Below are 19,302 nucleotides of genomic sequence, written 5' to 3' on the forward strand. Positions count from 1 at the left end.
GCGCCGACCACCGCAAACCGACCATCATCCGCGCGGTCGAAGCGGCGTTTCCGACCTCGCACCCCGCTCATCCGGGAGCCCACCCACCGGTGTCCGACCATGAACCGCAGACCGCCATCCGGTGCGCCGTCGTCGCTCTGAACGGCGGGCCGAGCGACCCCCGGATCGTCCGGCTGGCGATCGACCTCGCCCGCCCCTCGAAGTCGATCCTCGTCGGCGTCCACGTCGTGGAGATCGACTGGACCCTCCCGCTCGACGCGGACGTGGCCGGTCGGTCGGAGGACACCCAGCGCGTCCTCGACCTCGCCGAGCAGATCGCCGATCACGCCCGCTACCGGATCGAACCGGTGCTCCTCCAGGCCCGGGATGTCGGCGCGGCGCTCGTCGACGAGGCCACGGAGCGGTCCGCCGACCTCCTCATCCTCGGCCTGCCGTACCGCAAGCGGTTCGGCGGCGACTTCGCGATCGGGCGGACCATCCCGTATGTCCTGAAGAACGCCCCGTGCGCCGTGTGGGTCGTGCGGGACCCCATCCCCGAGGAGGGACCATGAAGGCGGTCATCGTCGGCTGTGGCCGCGTCGGCGCGGTCGTCGCCGAGTCGTTCGATCGAGCCGGCCATCAGGTGATCATCATCGACCGTTCGACCGCGGCATTCGACAAGCTCGACTCCTCGTTCAAGGGGGAGGCAGTCCGGGGCGACGGCACGGACGAGGACGTGCTCCGCCGCGCCGGAGCCGAAGGGGCGGACCTGTTCCTCGCGCTCACCGAGGGCGACAATCGGAACACCATGTCCGCCCAGCTCGCGCTCGAGGCACTCGGGGCGCAGCGCGTCGTCGCCAAGATCAACGATCCGCTCCGGGCCGACGCATATGCCGACCTCGGCATCGCCACGATCTGCCGGACCGACCTGATGCTCGACGCGATCCTCGATTTCGCCGGGCTTCCGAACGGCGGACCGCGGGGCGTGCTGCGCCCGAAGGGGACCCACCCGGGCGGCACGCATCACGAACCGGCGCCCGCGACCGGCGCCGCCACGACGGAGGGCTGACCATGTTCGTGCTCGTCGTGGGTGGCGGCAAGGTGGGCTACTACCTGGCCAAGGAGCTCGTGGAGGCCGGTCACGAGGTGGTCCTCCTCGAGAAGGACCGAGCGCGGGCCGATCAGATCGCGGACGAGATCGGTTCGATCGTGCTCGCCCACGACGGCTGCGAGGGCAAGTACCTCGGCGAGGCCGGGGCGAACCGGGCCGACATCGTCGCCGCGGTGACGGGCGACGACGAGGACAACCTCGTGATCTGCCAGATGGCGAAGCATCACTTCGACGTCCCGCGCACGATCGCCCGCGTGAACAATCCGAAGAACGAGTCCCTGTTCAAGCACCTCGGCGTCGACGAGATCATCAGCCCGACCCGGATGATCCTCGGCTCGATCGAGCAGGACATCCCGGTCCACGAGCTCCTCCACCTCGGCACCCTCGGCGGGTCGGATCTCGAGCTCATCGAGGCGCCGCTCCAGGCCGGCTCGCCCGCCATCGGCCGGTCGCCGAACGACCTGACGATCCCCGAGGGATGCGCGCTGTTCGCCGTCGTCCGGGCCGGGCGGGCGATGCCGCTCCGCGCGGACATGACGCTCGCGGTCGGCGACAAGGTCATCGCGATCGGGCGCGCAGAATGCGAGGCGGCCCTCCACAGCCAGCTCATGGGCGAGACCGAGGCGGTCGGCGGCTGATCCTGGGGATCGCCCTCGCGCCTCGCCTCGCCTCGCTCGCCTCGCCGAAGTTCGCGTCGGCGTCCAGCCGTTCGCGTCGGCGTCCACCCGTTCGCGTCGCTCGCCTGCCCGTTCGCGTCGCTCGTCTGTCCCGACTTCGCGTCGCGTACGCGCCCGATGCGTGGTAGACCGTGGGAGCGGCGGCGGCCGCCCTGGCGCCCGCACCGCGGACCCTGACCTGGGCGCCTTCCGCCCCGCTCGCCGAGTCCAGTACGCACCCCGCGCGTATCCGGCGCAGTCCGACCTGCCCGGCAGGCAGGACGCCCCCGGATCCCCGGCCCATCAAACACCGAGCACACGTCTCTTGACAACAAGATTGTCAATGTTCTAGCATCCGACCATGTCCGGTTCCTTAAACATGAACACCACGCGTGCGGGTTCCGGACGCCCGCACCCAGCACGGAGGTTCACGACGATAACGATCGTGTGCCGCCCGTCGCCGTTCGGAGAGCTCTGTCGCTTGGTTCGGCGACGGATCGGCTCGTTGATGACAGTTTCGTTCGACCGGCCCGCTGGACCGGCGTCTTCGATGGCGGACCCGGCCGTCGAGCCGGCCGGAACCGGAGCCTGAGCGGATGACCTCGCGCGCGGAACGAGACCCGGCGCGGCCCGTCTACGTCATCAGCGTGGCGGCCAGCATCGTCAGCGTTCATCCGCGGACCCTGCGGATCTACGAGGACGAGGGTCTCCTCTGCCCGGCGCGGACACCGAGCAACAACCGGCTCTACAGTGAGGACGACATCCGACGGGTCCTCTGGATCCGCCACCTGACCCGCGACCGGGGCGTCAACCTGGCCGGGATCCGCCTCCTCTTCGAATTGGAGGAGCGACTCGGGACTCGAGTCCTCGAGGCGCTCTTCGACGAGGGGATGGCGGACCGGGCCAGGACCGCCGACGGCGACCGACCGGACCGCACCGACCCGTGATCATCCATATGGACAGGGCAGTCGCCCCGTTCGACACGCATCCGGCGACGACAATGATCGCCGTCCCGCCGAGGAGAACCTGATGGCCGACAAGACCGCCAAGCCGGAGGAGGCGCGACCCGCCGCTCAACCGGGCCCGGAGAGCCGCCCGACGGGACCGCTCGAGATGCCGCTCGTCGCCCTCCGCGAGACGGTCATCTTCCCGGAGATGATCGTCCCGCTCCAGGTCGGCCGCGAGAAGAGCGTCAACGCACTCAACGCCGCCGTCGCGGCGGGCGGACCCATCGCCCTCGTCACGCAGCGCCGCGCTGAACAGGAGGAGATCGAGAAGCCGGACGAGCTGTACGCCATCGGGACGCTCGCCAAGATCGCCCAGGTGGTCCAGCTCCAGGACGGCACCGTGCGGGCGATCGTCCAGGGCCAGCGCCGCATCAGGGTCGTCAGCTTCACCCAGACTGCCCCGTACCTCGCGGCCACGATCGAGGAGCTCCCGGACGGCATCCCCGACGGGGTCGAGGTCGAAGCCCTCATGCGATCGGTCCAGGCGCAGATCGAGCAGTACGTCGCGAACGGGGCGCCCGTCCCGCCGGAGGCGGCCGTCGCCGCCCGGAACATCACGGATCCGGGGCTCCTCGCGGACATGGTCGCCTACAGCCCGGATATGACGACGGAGCAGCGCCAGGAGCTCCTCGAGACCGTCGACGTCATCGAGCGCCTCAAGCTCGTCAGTGGCTTCCTCGCCCGCCAGGTGGAGATCCTCGAGCTCAAGGGCCGGATCCAGTCCGAGGTCAAGTCCGAGATGGACAAGACCCAGCGGGAGTACATCCTCCGCGAGCAGCTGAAGGCGATCCAGCGCGAACTCGGCGAGGACGATCCGCAGCAGGCCGAGATCGGCGAGCTCCGCGACAAGGTCGAGGCCGCCGGCATGCCGGACGAGATCAAGGCCCGGGCGATCAAGGAGATCGACCGGATGAGCCGCATCCCGTCGGCGAGCCCGGAGGTCGGCGTCATCCGGACGTACGTCGACTGGCTCGTCGGGTTGCCGTGGAACGTCGCGACGACCGACCTCCTCGACATCAAGCAGGCCGCGAAGGTCCTCGACGAGGACCACTACGGCCTCGAGAAGATCAAGGATCGGATCCTCGAGTATCTCGCGGTCCGGACGCTCGCCGACCAGATCCGCAGCCCCATCCTCTGCTTCGTCGGACCGCCCGGCGTCGGCAAGACGAGCCTCGGCAAGAGCATCGCCCGGGCGATGGGCCGCAAGTTCGTCCGGATGAGCCTTGGCGGGATCCACGACGAGGCGGAGATCCGCGGTCACCGCCGGACGTACATCGGCGCTCTGCCCGGACGGGTGATCCAGAACATCAAGACCGCCGGATCGAACAACCCGGTCTTCATGCTCGACGAAGTCGACAAGATCGGGATGGACTTCCGGGGCGATCCGTCGAGCGCGCTGCTCGAAGTCCTCGACCCGGAGCAGAACAACACCTTCCAGGACAACTACCTCGAGGTCCCCTTCGACCTGAGCCGCGTCCTGTTCATCGCGACCGGAAATCTGCTCGACCCGATCCCGGCCCCGCTTCGGGACCGGATGGAGATCATCCATCTGCCGGGGTACACCCAGAAGGAGAAGGTCGGGATCGCTCGCCGGTTCCTCATCCCGAAGCAGATGGAGAACCACGGCCTCAAGACGAAGCACATCGACATCACCGACGAGGCGCTCCTCGAGCTCGTCCAAGCGTACACCCACGAGGCCGGCGTCCGAAACATCGAGCGCGAGATCGCGAACATCATGCGCAAGGTGGCGCGGACCGTGGCCGAGGGTCGCAAGCGGAAGACCGTGGTCGACCTGCGCAAGCTCGACGAGTACCTCGGGCCACCGCGCTTCGAGTACGGCGAGCTCGAGCGGGAGGACCAGATCGGCTCGGCGACCGGTCTCGTCGTCACGGAGGTCGGCGGGGACGTGGTCGCCGTCGAGGTGACGATCATGGAGGGCAAGGAGGACTTCATCCTCACCGGCCAGCTCGGCGAGGTCATGCGCGAGTCCGCCCGGGCAGCCCTGTCGTGGATCCGCAGCCACGCGGCGGCCCTCGGGATCGAGCGCGAGACGTTCGAGAAGAACACCCTCCACATCCATGTCCCGGCTGGGGCGACGCCGAAGGACGGCCCGTCGGCCGGCGTCACGATGGCGACCGCCATGGTGAGCGCGTTCACCGGCATCCCCGTCCGCAAGGATGTCGCCATGACCGGCGAGATCACCCTCCGAGGGCGTGTCCTCGCGATCGGCGGGCTCAAGCAGAAGACGCTCGCGGCCCACCTCTCGGGAGCCAAGACCGTCATCATCCCGAAGAAGAACGAGAAGGACCTCCGCGACATCCCCGACGAGATCCGCAAGCAGATCCGGATCATCCCGGTCGAGACGGCCGAGCAGGTCCTCGAGGCGGCGCTTCGTCGCCGTCCGACCCCCCTCGTGCCGAAGACACCGAAGGCGGCGTCCGACGAGCGCGGCGGCGGGACGACGGCCGAGGACGGCGGGCATGTCCGCCGTCCGAACTTCCCGCCGTCGGATCAACCGCCCGTCATGGTCGAGCCACCAGCGCGACGGGCGATACGCGCACCGACCGGCGGCCGGCGACGGTACGACTGAGCCCCCTCGGGGTACGGGTGTCGGGCGGGACCCGGAGGGCCTGACATGGAATTCAGGGACTACTACGCGACCCTCGGCGTGGCCCGGACGGCGAGCCAGGCGGAGATCAAGAAGGCGTTCCGGAAGCTCGCTCGGGTGCACCATCCGGACGTCAAGCCGAACGACAAGGCCGCGGAACGTCGCTTCAAGGACATCAACGAGGCGAACGCGGTCCTCTCGGATCCGGGAAAACGGGCCCAGTACGACACGCTCGGCCCGGATTGGGAGTCGGTCGCCCGGGCCGGCGCCGGCCATGCCGGCCGGGGGGCGTCGGCGGCCGGTGGCGCGGGCCCCTTCGCCGGTTTCGGTGGCGGCAACGTCCGCTACGAGTTCCGGACCACCGGCGACGCGTCCGGATTCTCCGATTTCTTCCGCACCTTCTTCAGCGGCGACGCCCGTGACGGCGGCCCGTCCGGGAGCTCGACGCGGGCGCGCACGACGAACGACGCCACGTTCGAGGAAATCCTCGCCGGGATGGGCCTCGACGCTGCCGGCTCGACCCCTGCGACGGGCGCGACCGGTGGCGCAGGGCGACGACCGAGCAGCGGTCGCGGCGGTTCGCGGACAGCCGGGGCCGGGGCGGGCCGACACGATCGGGACCTCGAGGCGACCGTCGATGTGACGCTCGAGGAGGCCTACAACGGCACAACCCGGCTCGTCGAGATCGACGGCAAGCGGCTCGAGGTGACGATCCCGCGCGGCGTCGACGCCGGGAGCAGGATCCGGCTCGCGGGTAGGGGCGGTGACGGTCGGGATCTGTACCTCGTGACGTCCCTCCGACCCCACCCCACATTCACCCGGCGCGGAGCGGACCTCGAACGCGAGGTGCCGGTCACCCTCCGCGAAGCGCTGCTCGGCGCCGAGGTGCCGGTCGGGACGCTCCGTGGCCGCGTCCTGCTCACGGTCCCGGCCCGGACCCAGAATGGCCGGACGTTCCGACTCAGCGGGCAGGGGATGCCGCGGCTCTCCGGCGACGGCATCGGCGACCTCTACGTCAGGATCCGCATCGTCCTTCCGACACGCCTGAGCAGCGAGGCCGAGGACGCCGCCCGCCGGTTCCTCGAGCTCGTCGAGCAGCCGGATCCACGCGTCGACGCGACCTGACACGCAGCAGCAGAGAGAATCGGACCCACATGCAACTCGACCGCTTCACGGAAAAGGCCCAGGAGGCGATCGTCGCCGCCCAGCAGCTGGCCCAGACGCTCCAGAGCCCTGTCCTCGACGCGGAGCACATCCTCGCCGCCCTCGTCGAGCCCGACGACGGGATACCGGCCGAGACGCTCCGCCGGCTCGGCGTGGACCTGCCCGTGTTCCGCGGCGAGCTCGCGGCACTCCTCGCCCGACGGCCGCGTCTCCAGGGCGGGTCGCTCACGGTGGATCGGCGGGCGAGCCGGGCGATCGAGCTCGCCCAGGCGCAGGCGCGTCGCCTCGCCGACGAGTACGTCTCGACGGAGCATCTCCTCCTCGGCGTAGCCGAGGTCGGTGGCGACGGAGCGGCGCTCCTCGAGCGCGACGGGGCCGGCATGGAGGCGATGCTCGCCGCCCTCCAGGGTGTCCGCGGCAGCCAGCGCGTCACGAGCCCGACGCCCGAGACCACGTATCAGGCCCTCGCGAAGTACGGCCGCGACCTGACCGCGGAGGCGCGGGCCGGCAGGCTCGATCCGGTGGTCGGCCGCGACGAGGAGATCCGACGGGTCATCCAGGTCCTGAGCCGGCGGACGAAGAACAACCCGGTGCTCATCGGCGAGCCGGGGGTCGGCAAGACGGCGATCGCCGAGGGCCTCGCCCAGCGGATCGTCCGCGGCGACGTGCCGGAGACGCTCAAGGACAAGCGCGTCGTCTCGCTCGATCTCGGCGCCCTCATCGCCGGGGCGAAGTTCCGCGGCGAGTTCGAGGAGCGGCTCAAGGCCGTACTCAAGGAGATCAGGGACGCCGAGGGCCGGGTCATCCTCTTCATCGACGAGCTCCACACGGTCGTCGGCGCAGGCGCCGCCGAGGGCGCGATGGACGCCTCGAACCTGCTCAAGCCGATGCTCGCCCGGGGCGAGCTCCACACGATCGGCGCGACCACACTCGACGAGTACCGCCGGCACATCGAGAAGGACGCGGCGCTCGAGCGTCGCTTCCAGCCCGTCCTCGTCGATCAGCCGAGCGTCGAGGAGACGATCAGCATCCTTCGCGGCCTGCGCGAGCGCTACGAGGTCCACCACGGTGTACGGATCACCGACTCGGCCCTCGTGGCGGCAGCGGCGCTCTCCGACCGATACATCAGCGGCCGGTTCCTGCCGGACAAGGCGATCGACCTCGTCGACGAGGCGGCAAGCCGGCTCCGGATGGAGATCGACTCGATGCCGGTCGAGCTGGACGAGCTCGAGCGACGGCAGATCCAGCTCGAGATCGAGCGGGAAGCCCTCCGCAAGGAGAAGGACGACGCGTCCAGGACGCGCCTCGCCGCCCTCGAGCGCGAGCTCGCCGACCTCGAGGAGGAGAGCGGCGGGATGAAGCAGCGCTGGGAGGCCGAGAAGACCGCCATCGCCGCGCTCCGCGCCACGAAGTCGGAGCTCGAGAGCGCCCAGGTCCGCATCGAGCAGGCCGAGCGGGAGGCCGATTACGGGACGGCCGCTCAGCTCAAGTACGGGACCCTCGTCGAGCTCCAGGAGCGGCTCCGGACACAGGCTGCCGCGCTCGCCGCGCTCCAGGGGCCCGGCCGTCTCCTCAAGGAGGAGGTGGGGGCGGATGACATCGCCGGGATCGTCGCTTCGTGGACCGGCATCCCCGTGACCCGGCTCCTGGAGGGCGAGACCGCCAAGCTCGTCCACATGGAGGAGCGGCTCCACGAGCGAGTCGTCGGCCAGGACGAGGCGATCGCCGCCGTCTCGGACGCGGTCCGTCGTGCTCGGGCTGGTCTGCGGGATCCGCGCCGTCCGATCGGATCCTTCCTCTTCCTCGGCCCGACCGGTGTCGGAAAGACCGAGCTCGCTCGTGCCCTCGCCGAGTTCCTCTTCGACGACGAGACGGCGATGGTCCGCCTCGACATGAGCGAGTACCTCGAGAAGTTCTCGGTCTCGCGGCTCGTCGGCGCCCCACCCGGCTACATCGGCTACGAGGAAGGGGGGCAGCTGACCGAAGCGGTCCGCCGGAGGCCGTACCAGGTCGTCCTCCTCGATGAGATCGAAAAGGCCCACCCGGACGTCTTCAACGTCCTCCTCCAGGTCCTCGACGACGGTCGTCTCACGGATGGCCAGGGTCGCACGGTCGACTTCAGGAACACCGTCCTCATCATGACCAGCAACGTCGGATCCCAGTTCATCGCCGGATTCAGCGGCACCACGGACGCTCGGGCGGCCGCCGCCTACGAGCAGATGAAGGCGCAGGTGACCGAATCGCTCCGCCTCCAGTTCCGGCCGGAGTTCCTCAACCGGATCGACGAGATCATCGTCTTCCACGCCCTGACGGAAGCCGACCTCGCGGCGATCGTCGATCTCCTCCTCGCCGACCTGTCGCGCCGGCTCGCGAGCCAGGACCTCGGCCTCGAGCTCACCGCCGCCGCTCGTTCCCTCATCGCCCGAGAGGGGCATGATCCGGCGTTCGGCGCACGCCCGCTCAAGCGGACGATCCAGCGACTCGTCGAGAACCCGTTCGCCCGGGCGCTCCTCCAGGGGCAGTTCAGGCCCGGTGACCACGTCGCCGCCGATGCCGACGTCATCGGCGGCACGATCGTCTTCTCGACGGACGCGGCCTCCGTGACGGTGGACGCCGGCGACCACCGCGATGCGCGATCGCCGAGCGGGGCCGGGCCGGCGGCACGTGGCGCGGGCGAGCCCGGCGGCGGGGACGGCCGCGCGACGCGACGGCGCTCCCCGCTGGACCTTCCCGACGTGGATGGCGACCGGCCTCGCGAGCGCGAGGGCGGCGAGCTCGTGAACTGATCGTGCGCCTCGAGGGCGCGATCGCCCGCCTCGAGCGCCTCCGCGACGGTGGTGGCGGGCCGCTGCCCCGCGGCCCCGAGATCCTCATGCCCAGGTTCACCGATGGTCGCAGGGGGCCCCGCCTCGACATCCCGCCCGGTGCGCGGCAGGCGGCGGTGCTGGTGCTCGTCCATCCATCGGACGACGGCGAGGCACGGGTCGTCCTCACCGAACGGACGACCTACGAGGGCCTCCACAGCGGTGAGGTGAGCTTCCCCGGCGGCAAGTCGGAGCCGGACGACCTGGATGCGGCCGCGACCGCGCTGCGCGAGGCGACCGAGGAGGTCGGGCTCGACGCGGCAGCGGCGCACGTCTCGGTCCTCGGGGTGCTCGAGGAAGTGTGGATCCCGGTGAGCGACTTCCGGATCATCCCGGTCGTCGCCGTCGCCGAGCGGCGGCCGGCGCTGGTCGCCGCACCGGCGGAGGTGGCCCGCATCCTCACGCCGCCCCTCGAGGCGTTCCTCCCGGGCGCTCCGATCGAGGTGCTGGACCGGATGGTCCGCGACTGGCCACTCCGCTTCGGGGGCTACCGCATCGACGGGCTCCACGTATGGGGCGCGACCGCCCGGATCCTCGGTCAGCTCGGCGCGGTCCTCGGCGCGGATCAGTAGGGCTCTCCTTCGCGGGCGGTCGGCTCGCGTGGCCGATCGCGGGCCGCGAGTCCGCCGATCGCCGGCGCGTCCCGGGTGGACGAGGCGAGTGCTGGACGTGCCACGCCCTCGAGGACCGCCCGGCCCGTCTCGTCATCGGCGGCGAACTCGACGACGATCGCCCGCATCTCGGAGTGCTCCGTCCAGGCCGCATGGAGAACGTCCGCGGGCCAGAGCACCGCCTCGCCGGCATTCACCCGCGAGCGCTCCTCGCCGACCGCGACCCAGCCGCCGCCTTCGATGACGACGAACCACGTCGTGTTCGGATTCGAGTGCGGAGCGATGTGGGCGCTGCGAGCGAAGGCGAACTCGGCGATCGAGCCGCGTCCGTCGGCGTGGACGACGACCCCGGTCAGGCCGGTCGTGCCGGCCGGGCCCTCCGGACGACGATGCCCGACGCCGAACCGAACGACCTCCACGGCCGGTTCAGCGCCGCTTGCGGCCGCGCTTCGACGGGGCCACCCGGACGGGCTTGGCCGAGGCGCGCCCGGTGGCCTTGGGGCGGATGGTCGACTCCGGATGAGCGTATTTGGTGCGCGTGAAGTAGCGCTGCTTGGCGAGCTTGAGCTCGTACGCCGCGAGGACCGGCGGGAAGTGCGAGAAGCGGATCCAGACGAAGACGGCCAGGCCGATGGTGAGCGTGACCGGCACGAAGAAGAAGTCGAAGACGAAGACCGAGAAGACGAGGACGAGGCTGAACGTGATGATCCCGGTCCAGAGGAGCCACTCGTACAGGTCGAGGTACGGGGGGTGACCGTGGAGCCGCCGCGTGCGGAGGTTGTACATCGCGACGAGGACGACGAGCCAGACGAGGGACGCGACGACGATCGGGATGAAGAGGTCGTGGAAGTTCCGGCTGTTGAACGGCAGGAACAGGTAGTCCCACGGGGCGAGCTTCACGGTCGACTGGGTCCTCCACGCGATCGCCGCCCGGACGGGTCCAGAGTCCGGTCGGCGGGCCCGAGTATGCCACGGACCCGGGTATACTCGCGCCGGACCGGGACGGATCCCGCCGCCGAATGGGAGGAAACCGGGGTGCGTGCCCTGCTCTCCGTGGCCGACCGTGACGGGATCTCGACCTTGGCTCGCGACCTCCGCACGCTCGATGTCGAGATGTTCGCGACGGATGGGACCCGCGAGCACCTCGCGGCGGACGGCATCGAGGTCCGCGCCGTCTCGGACCTGACGAATGTCCCGCCGCTCGTCGGCGGCCAGGTCAAGACGTTCCATCCCGCGGTCTACGCGGGGATCCTCGCGCGGCGCGACGTGCCGGCCCAGCTCGAGCAGCTGGCGGAGCACGGCATCGGCCTGATCGACATCGTCGTCGTCAACGTCAAGGCGTTCGCCCCGGAGGTGGGAGCCCGCCTCGTGCGGATCGACGAGGCCATCGAGATGATCGACATCGGCGGGGCGGCCCTCCTCGGCGCCGCGGCGCGGAACAGTGCCGGCGTGGCCGCCGTCGCGAGCCCGCGCCACTACCCGCAGCTCATCGCCGAGCTGCGAGCGTTCAGCGGCGTCTCGGCCGAGTTCCGCCAGCTCCTCGCCGCCGACGCGTTCGGCGCGATCGCCGCCTACCACGCGGAGATCGCCGCCTATCTCAATCAGGTGAGCGGCAAGACATTCCCCACCCGGCTCGCCATGGTCCTCGAGAAGGTGGAGGACCTCCGCTACGGCGAGAATCCCCACCAACGGGCGGCGTTCTACCGGGAGACGACGCATCGAAGCGGGACCCTCGCGGACGGGGCTCGACTGCAGGGCGCCGCGCCGTCCTTCAACAACCTGCTCGACCTCGACGCGGCATATCGGATCGCGTCGGACTACACCGGGCCGACGGTCGTGATCGGGAAGCACACGGACCCGGTCGGGATCGCGTCGCACGACGAGCTCGTCGAAGCGTACCGGCACGCCCTCGAGACGGATCCCGTCGCGAGCTTCGGTGGCATCGTGGCGGTGAACCGGACGCTCGATGGGGCGACCGCCCGGGAGATCGCCGCCAACAGTTACGAGGCGGTCATCGCGCCGGGCTTCACCGACGCGGCGTTCGGCATCCTCCGCGGCAAGGCGGGCCTCGAGCTCCTGTCCGTGCCCCCGGATCCCACGGACGGGATGCGCGACTACGGGATCGCCTCCCTCGACTTCAAGCGCGTCGCCGGCGGCCTCCTCGTCGAGACGTTGGACGACCTCGGGCTCGACAAGGGACAGCTCCAGGTCGTGACGCGGCGACGACCGACGCTCGAGGAGCTCACGGACCTCCTCTTCGCCTGGCGGGCAGTTCGCCACGTCCGCTCGAATGCGATCGTCCTCGGCCGCGGCGGTGCGACCGTCGGGATCGGCGCGGCCCAGGCGAGCCGCCAGGTCGCCGTGGAGATCGCCCTCCGACGCGCGGGCGACCGTGCCAGGACCGCGGTCATGGCGTCGGACGCATATTTCCCGTTCCCGGACGGCATCCAGGCCGCCGCGAACGCGGGCGTCACGGCGATCATCCAGCCGGGTGGATCAATCCGCGACGAGATGGCGATCGAGGCCGCCGACCGCCACCACCTCGCGATGGTCTTCACCGGCCGTCGCCACTTCCGCCACTGAGATGGAGCAGGTCCTCGCGCTCGACATGGTCCGCGTGACGGAGGCGGCCGCCATCGCCTCCGCCCGCTACATGGGCCGCGGCGATCGGATGGGGGCGGATCGCGCGGCGACCGAGGCGATGCGCCGCACGATGGACGAGCTCGAGATGGCCGGCACGATCGTCATCGGCGAGGGCGAGCGCGACGAGGCGCCGATGCTCTACATCGGCGAGCAGGTCGGCCGCCTGGCCGGCCGGCCGGGCGCCGATCCCGGGGAGGGACAGGCGATCGATATCGCCGTCGATCCGCTCGAGGGGACGAACCTCGTCGCGATGGGCCAGTCCAACGCGATCACGGTGCTCGCCGCCTCGGAGCGGGGTGGGTTGCTGCACGCACCGGACACGTACCTCGAGAAGCTGTGCGTCGGACCGGTCGCGGCCGGTCGCGTCGACATCCGCCTCTCGCCGACGGAGAACGTCGGGCGGATCGCGTCGGCCCTCGGGCGGAGCGTCTCGGATATCACCGTGGTCATCCTCGACCGACCGCGTCACGAGACGCTCATCGCGGAGGTCCGCGATGCCGGTGCCAGGATCAAGCTCATCAGCGACGGCGACCTCTCGGCGGCGATCTCGTGCGCGGTGTCCGGCACCGGCGTCCATGCCGTCATGGGCATCGGCGGCGCGCCCGAGGGCGTCATCACGGCCGCCGCGCTCCGCTGTCTCGGCGGCGAGATCCAGGCCCGCTTCCGCTTCCGCAACGACGAGGAGCGACGGCGGGCGGTCGCGATGGGCCACGGCGACGAGGACCATGTCTACACGACCGAGGAGCTCGCGTCCGGAGAGAACCTCGTGTTCGCCGCCACCGGCGTGACGGAGGGGGACCTGCTCCAGGGCGTCCGGTTCTTCGGCGGCGGAGCCCGGACCCACTCGCTCGTGATGGCCTACCGGACGAAGCAGGTCCGCTTCGTCGACACCGTTCACATGTTCGACCGCAACCGACCCCCGAGCGTCCGCCTGTAGGGACGATCTGACCGGACCGCCGGCGCAGGCGCTCCGCGCTCAGTCTCCGAGCGGATGCCAGCGGCCGCTGGCCATGTCCCAGCGGGCGATCGGGCGGACCGCGGACGGACCCTCGAGACGCGCCTGCCGATCGCGAGCGGTGGCGACCCGCTCGCTCCAGTCCGGCGGCACGAGCCCCGGCGCGACGTCGGCGAGCGGGGCGAGGACGAACAGCCGCTCGCGCGCGAGGGGATGCGGGACCGTCAGCGGCAGGCCGGACTTCGATGGGTCGGCGGATCGCCCCTCAGGCGGACGCGCGACCGAGAGCCGGGCACGGCCGAAGATGAGCAGATCGAGGTCGAGCTCCCGCGGACCCCACCGTGCGCGGGCCTGCCGGCCGAAGCCTCGTTCGAGGTCCTTGAGCGCGACAAGCAGCTCCATCGCCCCGGTCCCCGGATCCGGACCGGCCGGCACGTCGAGCGCCACAACCGCGTTCCGGAACTCCGGCTGGTCCGCGACACCCCACGGCTCCGTCGCGTAGAGGCGTGACACCGCACGAACGGACGCTCCGGGAAGGCCAGCGAGCGACGCGGCGGCGGCGGCGAGCGTCGACCCCGCGTCGCCGAGGTTCGCACCGAGGCCGACATAGGCGCGCACGCGCCGTGCTCGCCGCGCATTCACCGTCGCGATCGTCCGTGCTCCCTCGCTAGACTCGATCGATGGCTCGGGTCATCGTCCGCATCCTCCATCCGCCGCTCGCTCCGTCCGCCGCGCCACTCGAGCACAGACTCGCGGAGGCCCGCCTCTCTGGCGCCGAACGGCACGTCGCGAGCTTCAGGCGCGCTGGTGCCGAGGACGTCGCGATGCTCAGCGAGCCGGCCGACGATACACCGTTCGGCGCGCGCCTCCGCCGTCTCGTGGCGACTGCGTCCGAGTGCGAAGCGGGCCTCGTCGTGGTCGGCTCCGGTTCGATGCCGCTGGCCACGCTGGCGGATCGGCGCCGGTTCGTCGAGGTCGCCGCAGGCCTCCAGGGCCCTCGGACGGCTCTCGCCAACAATCGCTACTCGGCCGATGCGATCGCGATCGCCGATCCTTCGGCGCTCCCTCCCATCCCCGACCTCCCGAACGACAACGCCCTGCCGCGCTGGCTTGCCGAGCGGGCGGGGTGGACTGTCACCGACCTCGGCCGGAGCTGGCGCCTGCGGGTCGACCTCGACAGCCCGCTCGACGTCGAGCTCACCTTCCCCGGGCGCGACGCCGATCCGGAACTCGACCTCGTCCGGGCGCGACTCGCCGCGCTTCAGGCCGTCGCCGCGGATCGGCGGGCGGAGCTCCTCGTCGCGGGCCGCACGTCGGCCGCGACCGTCCGCTGGCTTGAATCGAACACCCGGTGCCGAGTCCGGGCGTTCATCGAGGAGCGCGGTCTGCGGGCGAGCAGCCGGCTCGCGCTCGGTGGCGACGAAGACGGCGCCCGATCACGGCCCGATCGACCACCTGGCCGACCGCCGCGCTCGATCCTCGGCCTCGCCCTCGACCGCGACGGGCCGGAGACGCTCGGGGTCCTCCTCTCCGTACTCGCCGACGGGGCGCTCGTCGATACCCGGGTCCTGCTCGCCCACCGGCTCGGCGCGGACGAACACTCCTGGCCGTCCGCAGAAGATCGGTTCGCGTCCGATCTCCTGCTCGCGGATCGGATCGGAGACCCGTGGCTGCGCGCCCTGACGGCGGCCGCCGCGACGGCCGAGATCCCCATCGCGCTCGGTGGGCACAGCCTCGTCGGACCCGGCGTCCGGCTCGCCCTCCGCCACCGTGGCGCCCGTGCAGCCGGAAGCGCGCCGAGGGGATGACCTTCGAGCCCGGTATCCGCAGGACGCCGCCCGACGATGGACCGCTGCCTGACAGCGACCCGGTCCTCGTGGCGCGACTGCGCGCGGAGATCGCTACCGGCGGGCCGCTGACGTTCGCCCGCTTCATGGAGCTCGCCCTCACCGATCGCGAACGCGGCTACTACGCGACGTCCCACGATCGACCGACGCGATCCGGTGACTTCCTCACCGCGCCGGAGCTCCATCCGATCTTCGGGGCGACCATCGCGCGATCGCTCGAGGAGCAGTGGCGGCTCCTCGGACGACCCGACCCATACCTCCTCCGCGAGTACGGAGCGGGTTCAGGAACGCTCGCCGAGGACATCCTTCGCGCGCTGGAACGGGACGGCTCGCACCTGCTCGAGGCGATCGCCTACACCCCGATCGAACTCTTCCCGGATCGCGAAGCGCGGATCCGAGACCGGCTTGCGACCGCCGGCTTCGCTCGAGCCGTGGCAGGCGACAGTCGCGGCGATGGCGGCCGTGGCGATCGGGCCGGCACGATCCTCGCCAACGAATTCCTCGACGCCCTGCCGGTCCATCGAGTGGAGTGGCGGGACGGGCGACTCCTCGAGCTGTACGTCGACTGGTCGGCGGAAGGCGGCGGACGGTTCGTCGAGGCGCCGGCCCCGCCATCCACCCCACTTCTCGCACAGCGACTCGCCGCCGAGGACATCGACCTCGCGAACGGCCACCGCGCGGAGGTGAACCTCGCGATCGACACGTGGGCGCTCGAGGCGCTGCCCACCCTGGAGCGCGGCTTCGCGGTCGTCATCGACTACGGATCCGAGGCTGCCGCGCTCCATGCCCCGAACCGCATGGACGGCACGCTCCGCGCCTACAGCGGTCATCGAGCCCACGGCGACCCGTTCGTCGCGATCGGCCGGCAGGATCTCACCGCCCACGTCGACTTCACGGCGGTCGAGCGGGCGGCGACGGCCGCCGGCTGGCGGACATTCGGTCTGACATCGCAGGCGGAGTTCCTCGTCGGATCCGGCCTCGGGGAGATCGTCGCCGCACGGATGGCTGCGCCGGACCTTGAGCTCGCGGGGGGGCTCGCCGTGCGGGCGGCCGTCGCACGCCTCCTCGACCCAAACGCTCTCGGCGGCTTCCGCGTGCTCGTCCTGGGCCGCGGACTGCCTGAAGAGGCGACGCTTACCGGGCTCGGCTACCGCGTCCGTCGCTGAGACGCGGGTTCGCAAAGGGAGCGCGGTGCGTGAAGGGTCGGGGAGCGGCCGCGCCGAGCGCGCGTGCAGGTCCGCGGACCGCTCCCCGACGGTGCTGTGCCCAGCCCACGCAGCGTGCCCGTCAGCCGGCGGCCTCGACAATAGGACGTTGTCCGTATGGCCCGTCAGTGCGGGCAGCTGCACGGTTCGGACCCCGTCTGATCCCTGCGGGAAGCAGCCCGTCGCCGAGCCATCCGAGCGACACGCACGCATGCAGAAGGTCGTGTCACCGCGATTCAACGACGGAGCTCGTGAGATCCCTCGTTACACCTTGGACTCCAGATGAACCGTGAGCAGAACCTGGCTCTGCACGGCGGCGTAGAGATCGTGGACGACTCCTGGCGAGAGCACGAGCAGCGTGCCTGCGCCCAGCTCGTGGCGGCCCTCACGGGTCGTTACCTGGATGTGACCGGCCAGGGTGTGGATCGTGACGAGGCCATCAGCCACGTGGTCGACGAGTCGGCCGTCCTGCTCGAAGTCGAAGAGCACGAGCGCCACCGGGCCGCGATGGACGATCGTCACCTGCCGATGACCGTCCTTTGCCGGGTGGGGCTCGAGTCGGAGCTGGGCGGCACTGTCGGCGAGGTTATAGACGTGCTCGGCGCCAGCGAACCGTTCGGCCGGCGGCCGACGCAACCGTGCCGGCGGCTGTTCCATCGCTTGAACCTCCCGATGCCGTGCGGGTTTCCGCCCATCATAGGTGCGTGCGCTCCCGACGATGCCTGGCGCCGCGCGGCGAACGACGTTTTCACGACGTACATGATCGCTTCCGGAAGCATGTTCGCCCAGATGCGCGGGCACCTCGCGAGCAGGATCCCGGTCCCCGGGTCGGCCTGTTCGCTCCCGCGCTTCGAACGCCGCCGCAGGCCGGTCGCGCCTCGCTCTGTCAGTCCGGCCCGGCGGGCACCGACGCCGGAGGCGGCTGCCCATCGTCCGTGGACGAGGCCGCCGAGAACGGCGGTGGATAGAGCCTCTGGTACCCACCAATCCGCGGGTAGAGTTCGCTCTCGATCGCGGCCAGGAGCTGGCGGAGATGGTCGAGGTCGTGATAGGCCCACTCGTCGATCTGCTCGCGGGCGGTGATCCGTCCGAAACGCGGGCTCACGCTCGCCCGCTCGAGTTCGGCTGGCCCGAGCGTGGGCAGCCAGGCGAGGGTCTCGCCGCGCTCCCGGCGCCACTCCGCCAGCGACGCGATCGGTGCGGGCGCCGGCGGCGCCGGCGCGCCCTTTGGCATGGGGGTTTCCTGGGCGTCCGCCACCATGGTCGCCGTCCGCTCCCGGAGCAGCCGCTCGACATAGAGCAGGTGACCGAGCACCTCTCGCGGGGACCACTCATCGGGCGCCGGCCGCCGCTCGAGGAAGTCGGCGGGGGCCGATCGCACCAGTGCATCGAGCACCGTCAGCATCGCGCGCATCGTGGCCAGCGCAGTTGGCTCTCGGTCGGTGCCCGCGGCACTGAGCTGGGCCCCCACGGAGGGGTCGCGAGGATCCCAGTCGGGTACGGTCCGCTCGGTCATGATCGTTCCGCCACCCCCAAGCGTCGCTCCAGCTCGTCGGCGATCACCAGCGCCTGGTTGCGCTCCGGATCGCGCGCACCGAAGACGAGGGTCACCGGACCCTGACGCGCCCGCTCAGCGAGAACGTCGAGCGCCTGCGCCTGGTCTGGCTCGGCGAGCTCCGCGTGGTACCGAGCCTGGAACTCCGCCCAGCGCGCCGGATCGTGTCCGAACCACGTGCGGAGCTGCGTGCTCGGACCGAGATCGCGTGCCCAGGCGTCGAGCCTGAGCTGTTCCTTCGTCCGTCCACGCGGCCAGACACGGTCCACGAGGACGCGGTACCCGTCGTCCGGGGTCGGTTCGTCATAGGCCCGCTGCAGTCGGACGTTGCGGGTGTTCGAGGCAGTCATCAACCTGCCGCTGGCTCCTGATGGCGGTGGGAGACGTACGATCCGACGGGCCGCCGAAAGCCGACCGCCAGCCGGTTCCAGCCGTTGATGGCCACGATGGCCAGGGTCAGCGCGACCTGCTCGGCCGGGTCGAACGCGGCGGCCATCGCCTCGTAGACCTCGTCGGGAGCACCGGTCTCGGGCAACAGGGTGAGCGTCTCGGTCCAGGCCAGGGCAGCCCGCTCGCGGGGCGTGAAGAACGGCGCCTCGCGCCACACAGTGACGAGGTGGAGCCGCTGCTCATCCTCTCCGATGGCCCGGGCATCCTTGGTGTGCATGTCGAGGCAATACGCGCAGCCGTTGATCTGGGAGGCACGAACCTTCACGAGCTCAAGCAGGAGAGGCTCGAGCGTGCTCGACTCGACGACCTGCTCGAGTCCACTCATGGCCCCGATGGCAGCGGGCAGCTCCGCCCTGTAATCCAGTCGGGCGGTCATCGATCAAGCTCCCGCGGCCGCAGTCACGTTCGGCACGGTGGGCCGCCCGATGCGGACGCGCCAGACCTCCGGGCCCTCCTCGAGGTAGTCCCAGGTGAACGTTCCCGGCCGCTCCGCTGCGAACTGGTAGTAGAGGGGCTTGGGGTCGTGGTCGTTCACGAGCTCGAAGCCCACGCCTGCGTCCAGCGCCTCGAACGCCTCGAAGATCACAGTGTGGCGGCGGCTCGGCGGCTCGGCGCGAACGTCAAGGATGCGCTCGACAGTCATGGTG

The 19,302-nt window shown here is 70.8% G+C and carries 20 protein-coding genes; 12 read left to right on the forward strand and 8 right to left on the reverse strand.

Features of this window, described 5'->3' with window-relative positions; all coding sequences use genetic code 11:
• The first annotated feature begins 89 nt into the window (after positions 1-89).
• The 8 genes from IVW53_03320 to IVW53_03355 all read left to right on the forward strand — a co-directional run bounded on the left by IVW53_03320 (position 90) and on the right by IVW53_03355 (position 9,961).
• Entirely contained in the window at positions 90-551 is a 462-nt protein-coding gene (locus tag IVW53_03320) for a universal stress protein (protein ID MBF6604592.1), read from the forward strand.
• A complete protein-coding gene (locus IVW53_03325) occupies positions 548-1,048 on the forward strand; it encodes a TrkA family potassium uptake protein (GenBank protein ID MBF6604593.1) in 501 nt (166 codons plus the stop codon). Before IVW53_03320 ends, IVW53_03325 begins: the two co-directional genes overlap by 4 nt.
• A 2-nt stretch (positions 1,049-1,050) precedes the next feature.
• On the forward strand, positions 1,051-1,728 hold the full coding sequence (locus IVW53_03330; protein MBF6604594.1) for a TrkA family potassium uptake protein: 678 nt from the start codon (positions 1,051-1,053) through the stop codon (positions 1,726-1,728).
• A 614-nt stretch (positions 1,729-2,342) separates the two neighbouring features.
• Entirely contained in the window at positions 2,343-2,693 is a 351-nt protein-coding gene (locus IVW53_03335) for a MerR family transcriptional regulator (protein ID MBF6604595.1), read from the forward strand.
• Between the two features lie 166 nt (positions 2,694-2,859).
• Positions 2,860-5,343, forward strand: coding sequence for an endopeptidase La (gene lon / locus IVW53_03340; protein ID MBF6604596.1), 2,484 nt, complete (start codon positions 2,860-2,862; stop codon positions 5,341-5,343).
• A gap of 45 nt (positions 5,344-5,388) precedes the next feature.
• The gene (locus IVW53_03345; protein ID MBF6604597.1) at positions 5,389-6,486 is read left to right on the forward strand and encodes a J domain-containing protein; all 1,098 of its coding nucleotides are present in this window, start codon (positions 5,389-5,391) and stop codon (positions 6,484-6,486) included.
• 29 nt (positions 6,487-6,515) lie between these two features.
• Positions 6,516-9,311, forward strand: coding sequence for an ATP-dependent chaperone ClpB (gene clpB, locus IVW53_03350; protein ID MBF6604598.1), 2,796 nt, complete (start codon positions 6,516-6,518; stop codon positions 9,309-9,311).
• A gap of 2 nt (positions 9,312-9,313) precedes the next feature.
• Complete coding sequence (locus tag IVW53_03355) at positions 9,314-9,961, forward strand: CoA pyrophosphatase (protein MBF6604599.1); 648 nt, start codon at positions 9,314-9,316, stop codon at positions 9,959-9,961.
• Here the strand turns inward: IVW53_03355 and IVW53_03360 are convergent.
• Entirely contained in the window at positions 9,955-10,419 is a 465-nt protein-coding gene (locus IVW53_03360; GenBank protein MBF6604600.1) for a cupin domain-containing protein, read from the reverse strand. The genes IVW53_03355 and IVW53_03360 overlap by 7 nt on opposite strands.
• Positions 10,420-10,426: 7 nt before the next feature.
• Positions 10,427-10,900, reverse strand: a complete 474-nt coding sequence (locus IVW53_03365; GenBank protein ID MBF6604601.1) for a hypothetical protein — start codon at positions 10,898-10,900, stop codon at positions 10,427-10,429.
• Positions 10,901-11,035: 135 nt separating this feature from the next.
• Here IVW53_03365 and purH point away from each other — a divergent pair, with 135 nt between their 5' ends.
• Entirely contained in the window at positions 11,036-12,583 is a 1,548-nt protein-coding gene (gene purH / locus IVW53_03370) for a bifunctional phosphoribosylaminoimidazolecarboxamide formyltransferase/IMP cyclohydrolase (GenBank protein ID MBF6604602.1), read from the forward strand.
• 1 nt (position 12,584) lies between these two features.
• Positions 12,585-13,580: a class II fructose-bisphosphatase gene (gene glpX / locus IVW53_03375; GenBank protein MBF6604603.1), complete on the forward strand. Its 996-nt coding sequence runs from the start codon at positions 12,585-12,587 to the stop codon at positions 13,578-13,580.
• Between the two features lie 39 nt (positions 13,581-13,619).
• Here glpX and folK read toward each other — a convergent pair whose 3' ends face one another.
• Positions 13,620-14,249 carry a 2-amino-4-hydroxy-6-hydroxymethyldihydropteridine diphosphokinase gene (gene folK, locus IVW53_03380; GenBank protein ID MBF6604604.1) on the reverse strand — a complete coding sequence of 210 codons (630 nt, stop codon included), beginning with the start codon at positions 14,247-14,249 and terminating at the stop codon, positions 13,620-13,622.
• A 29-nt stretch (positions 14,250-14,278) separates the two neighbouring features.
• On the opposite strand from folK, the gene IVW53_03385 reads away from it, so the two are divergent.
• Both IVW53_03385 and IVW53_03390 read left to right on the forward strand, forming a co-directional pair.
• Complete coding sequence (locus tag IVW53_03385) at positions 14,279-15,406, forward strand: hypothetical protein (protein ID MBF6604605.1); 1,128 nt, start codon at positions 14,279-14,281, stop codon at positions 15,404-15,406.
• Positions 15,403-16,611, forward strand: coding sequence for an SAM-dependent methyltransferase (locus IVW53_03390; protein MBF6604606.1), 1,209 nt, complete (start codon positions 15,403-15,405; stop codon positions 16,609-16,611). Before IVW53_03385 ends, IVW53_03390 begins: the two co-directional genes overlap by 4 nt.
• A 303-nt stretch (positions 16,612-16,914) precedes the next feature.
• On the opposite strand, the gene IVW53_03395 is transcribed toward IVW53_03390, so the two are convergent.
• The 5 genes from IVW53_03395 to IVW53_03415 form a co-directional block, all read right to left on the reverse strand.
• Positions 16,915-17,307: an AraC family ligand binding domain-containing protein gene (locus IVW53_03395; protein MBF6604607.1), complete on the reverse strand. Its 393-nt coding sequence runs from the start codon at positions 17,305-17,307 to the stop codon at positions 16,915-16,917.
• Positions 17,308-17,536: 229 nt separating this feature from the next.
• Positions 17,537-18,166: a DinB family protein gene (locus IVW53_03400; protein ID MBF6604608.1), complete on the reverse strand. Its 630-nt coding sequence runs from the start codon at positions 18,164-18,166 to the stop codon at positions 17,537-17,539.
• Entirely contained in the window at positions 18,163-18,555 is a 393-nt protein-coding gene (locus IVW53_03405) for a DUF488 family protein (GenBank protein ID MBF6604609.1), read from the reverse strand. The genes IVW53_03400 and IVW53_03405 overlap by 4 nt, the downstream gene beginning before the upstream one ends.
• Entirely contained in the window at positions 18,555-19,031 is a 477-nt protein-coding gene (locus IVW53_03410; protein ID MBF6604610.1) for a carboxymuconolactone decarboxylase family protein, read from the reverse strand. The genes IVW53_03405 and IVW53_03410 overlap by 1 nt, the downstream gene beginning before the upstream one ends.
• Positions 19,032-19,034: 3 nt before the next feature.
• On the reverse strand, positions 19,035-19,298 hold the full coding sequence (locus IVW53_03415; protein ID MBF6604611.1) for a DUF2249 domain-containing protein: 264 nt from the start codon (positions 19,296-19,298) through the stop codon (positions 19,035-19,037).
• Positions 19,299-19,302 lie beyond the last annotated feature (4 nt).

The organism is Chloroflexota bacterium (assembly GCA_015478725.1).
Taxonomy (GTDB): domain Bacteria; phylum Chloroflexota; class Limnocylindria; order Limnocylindrales; family CSP1-4; genus C-114.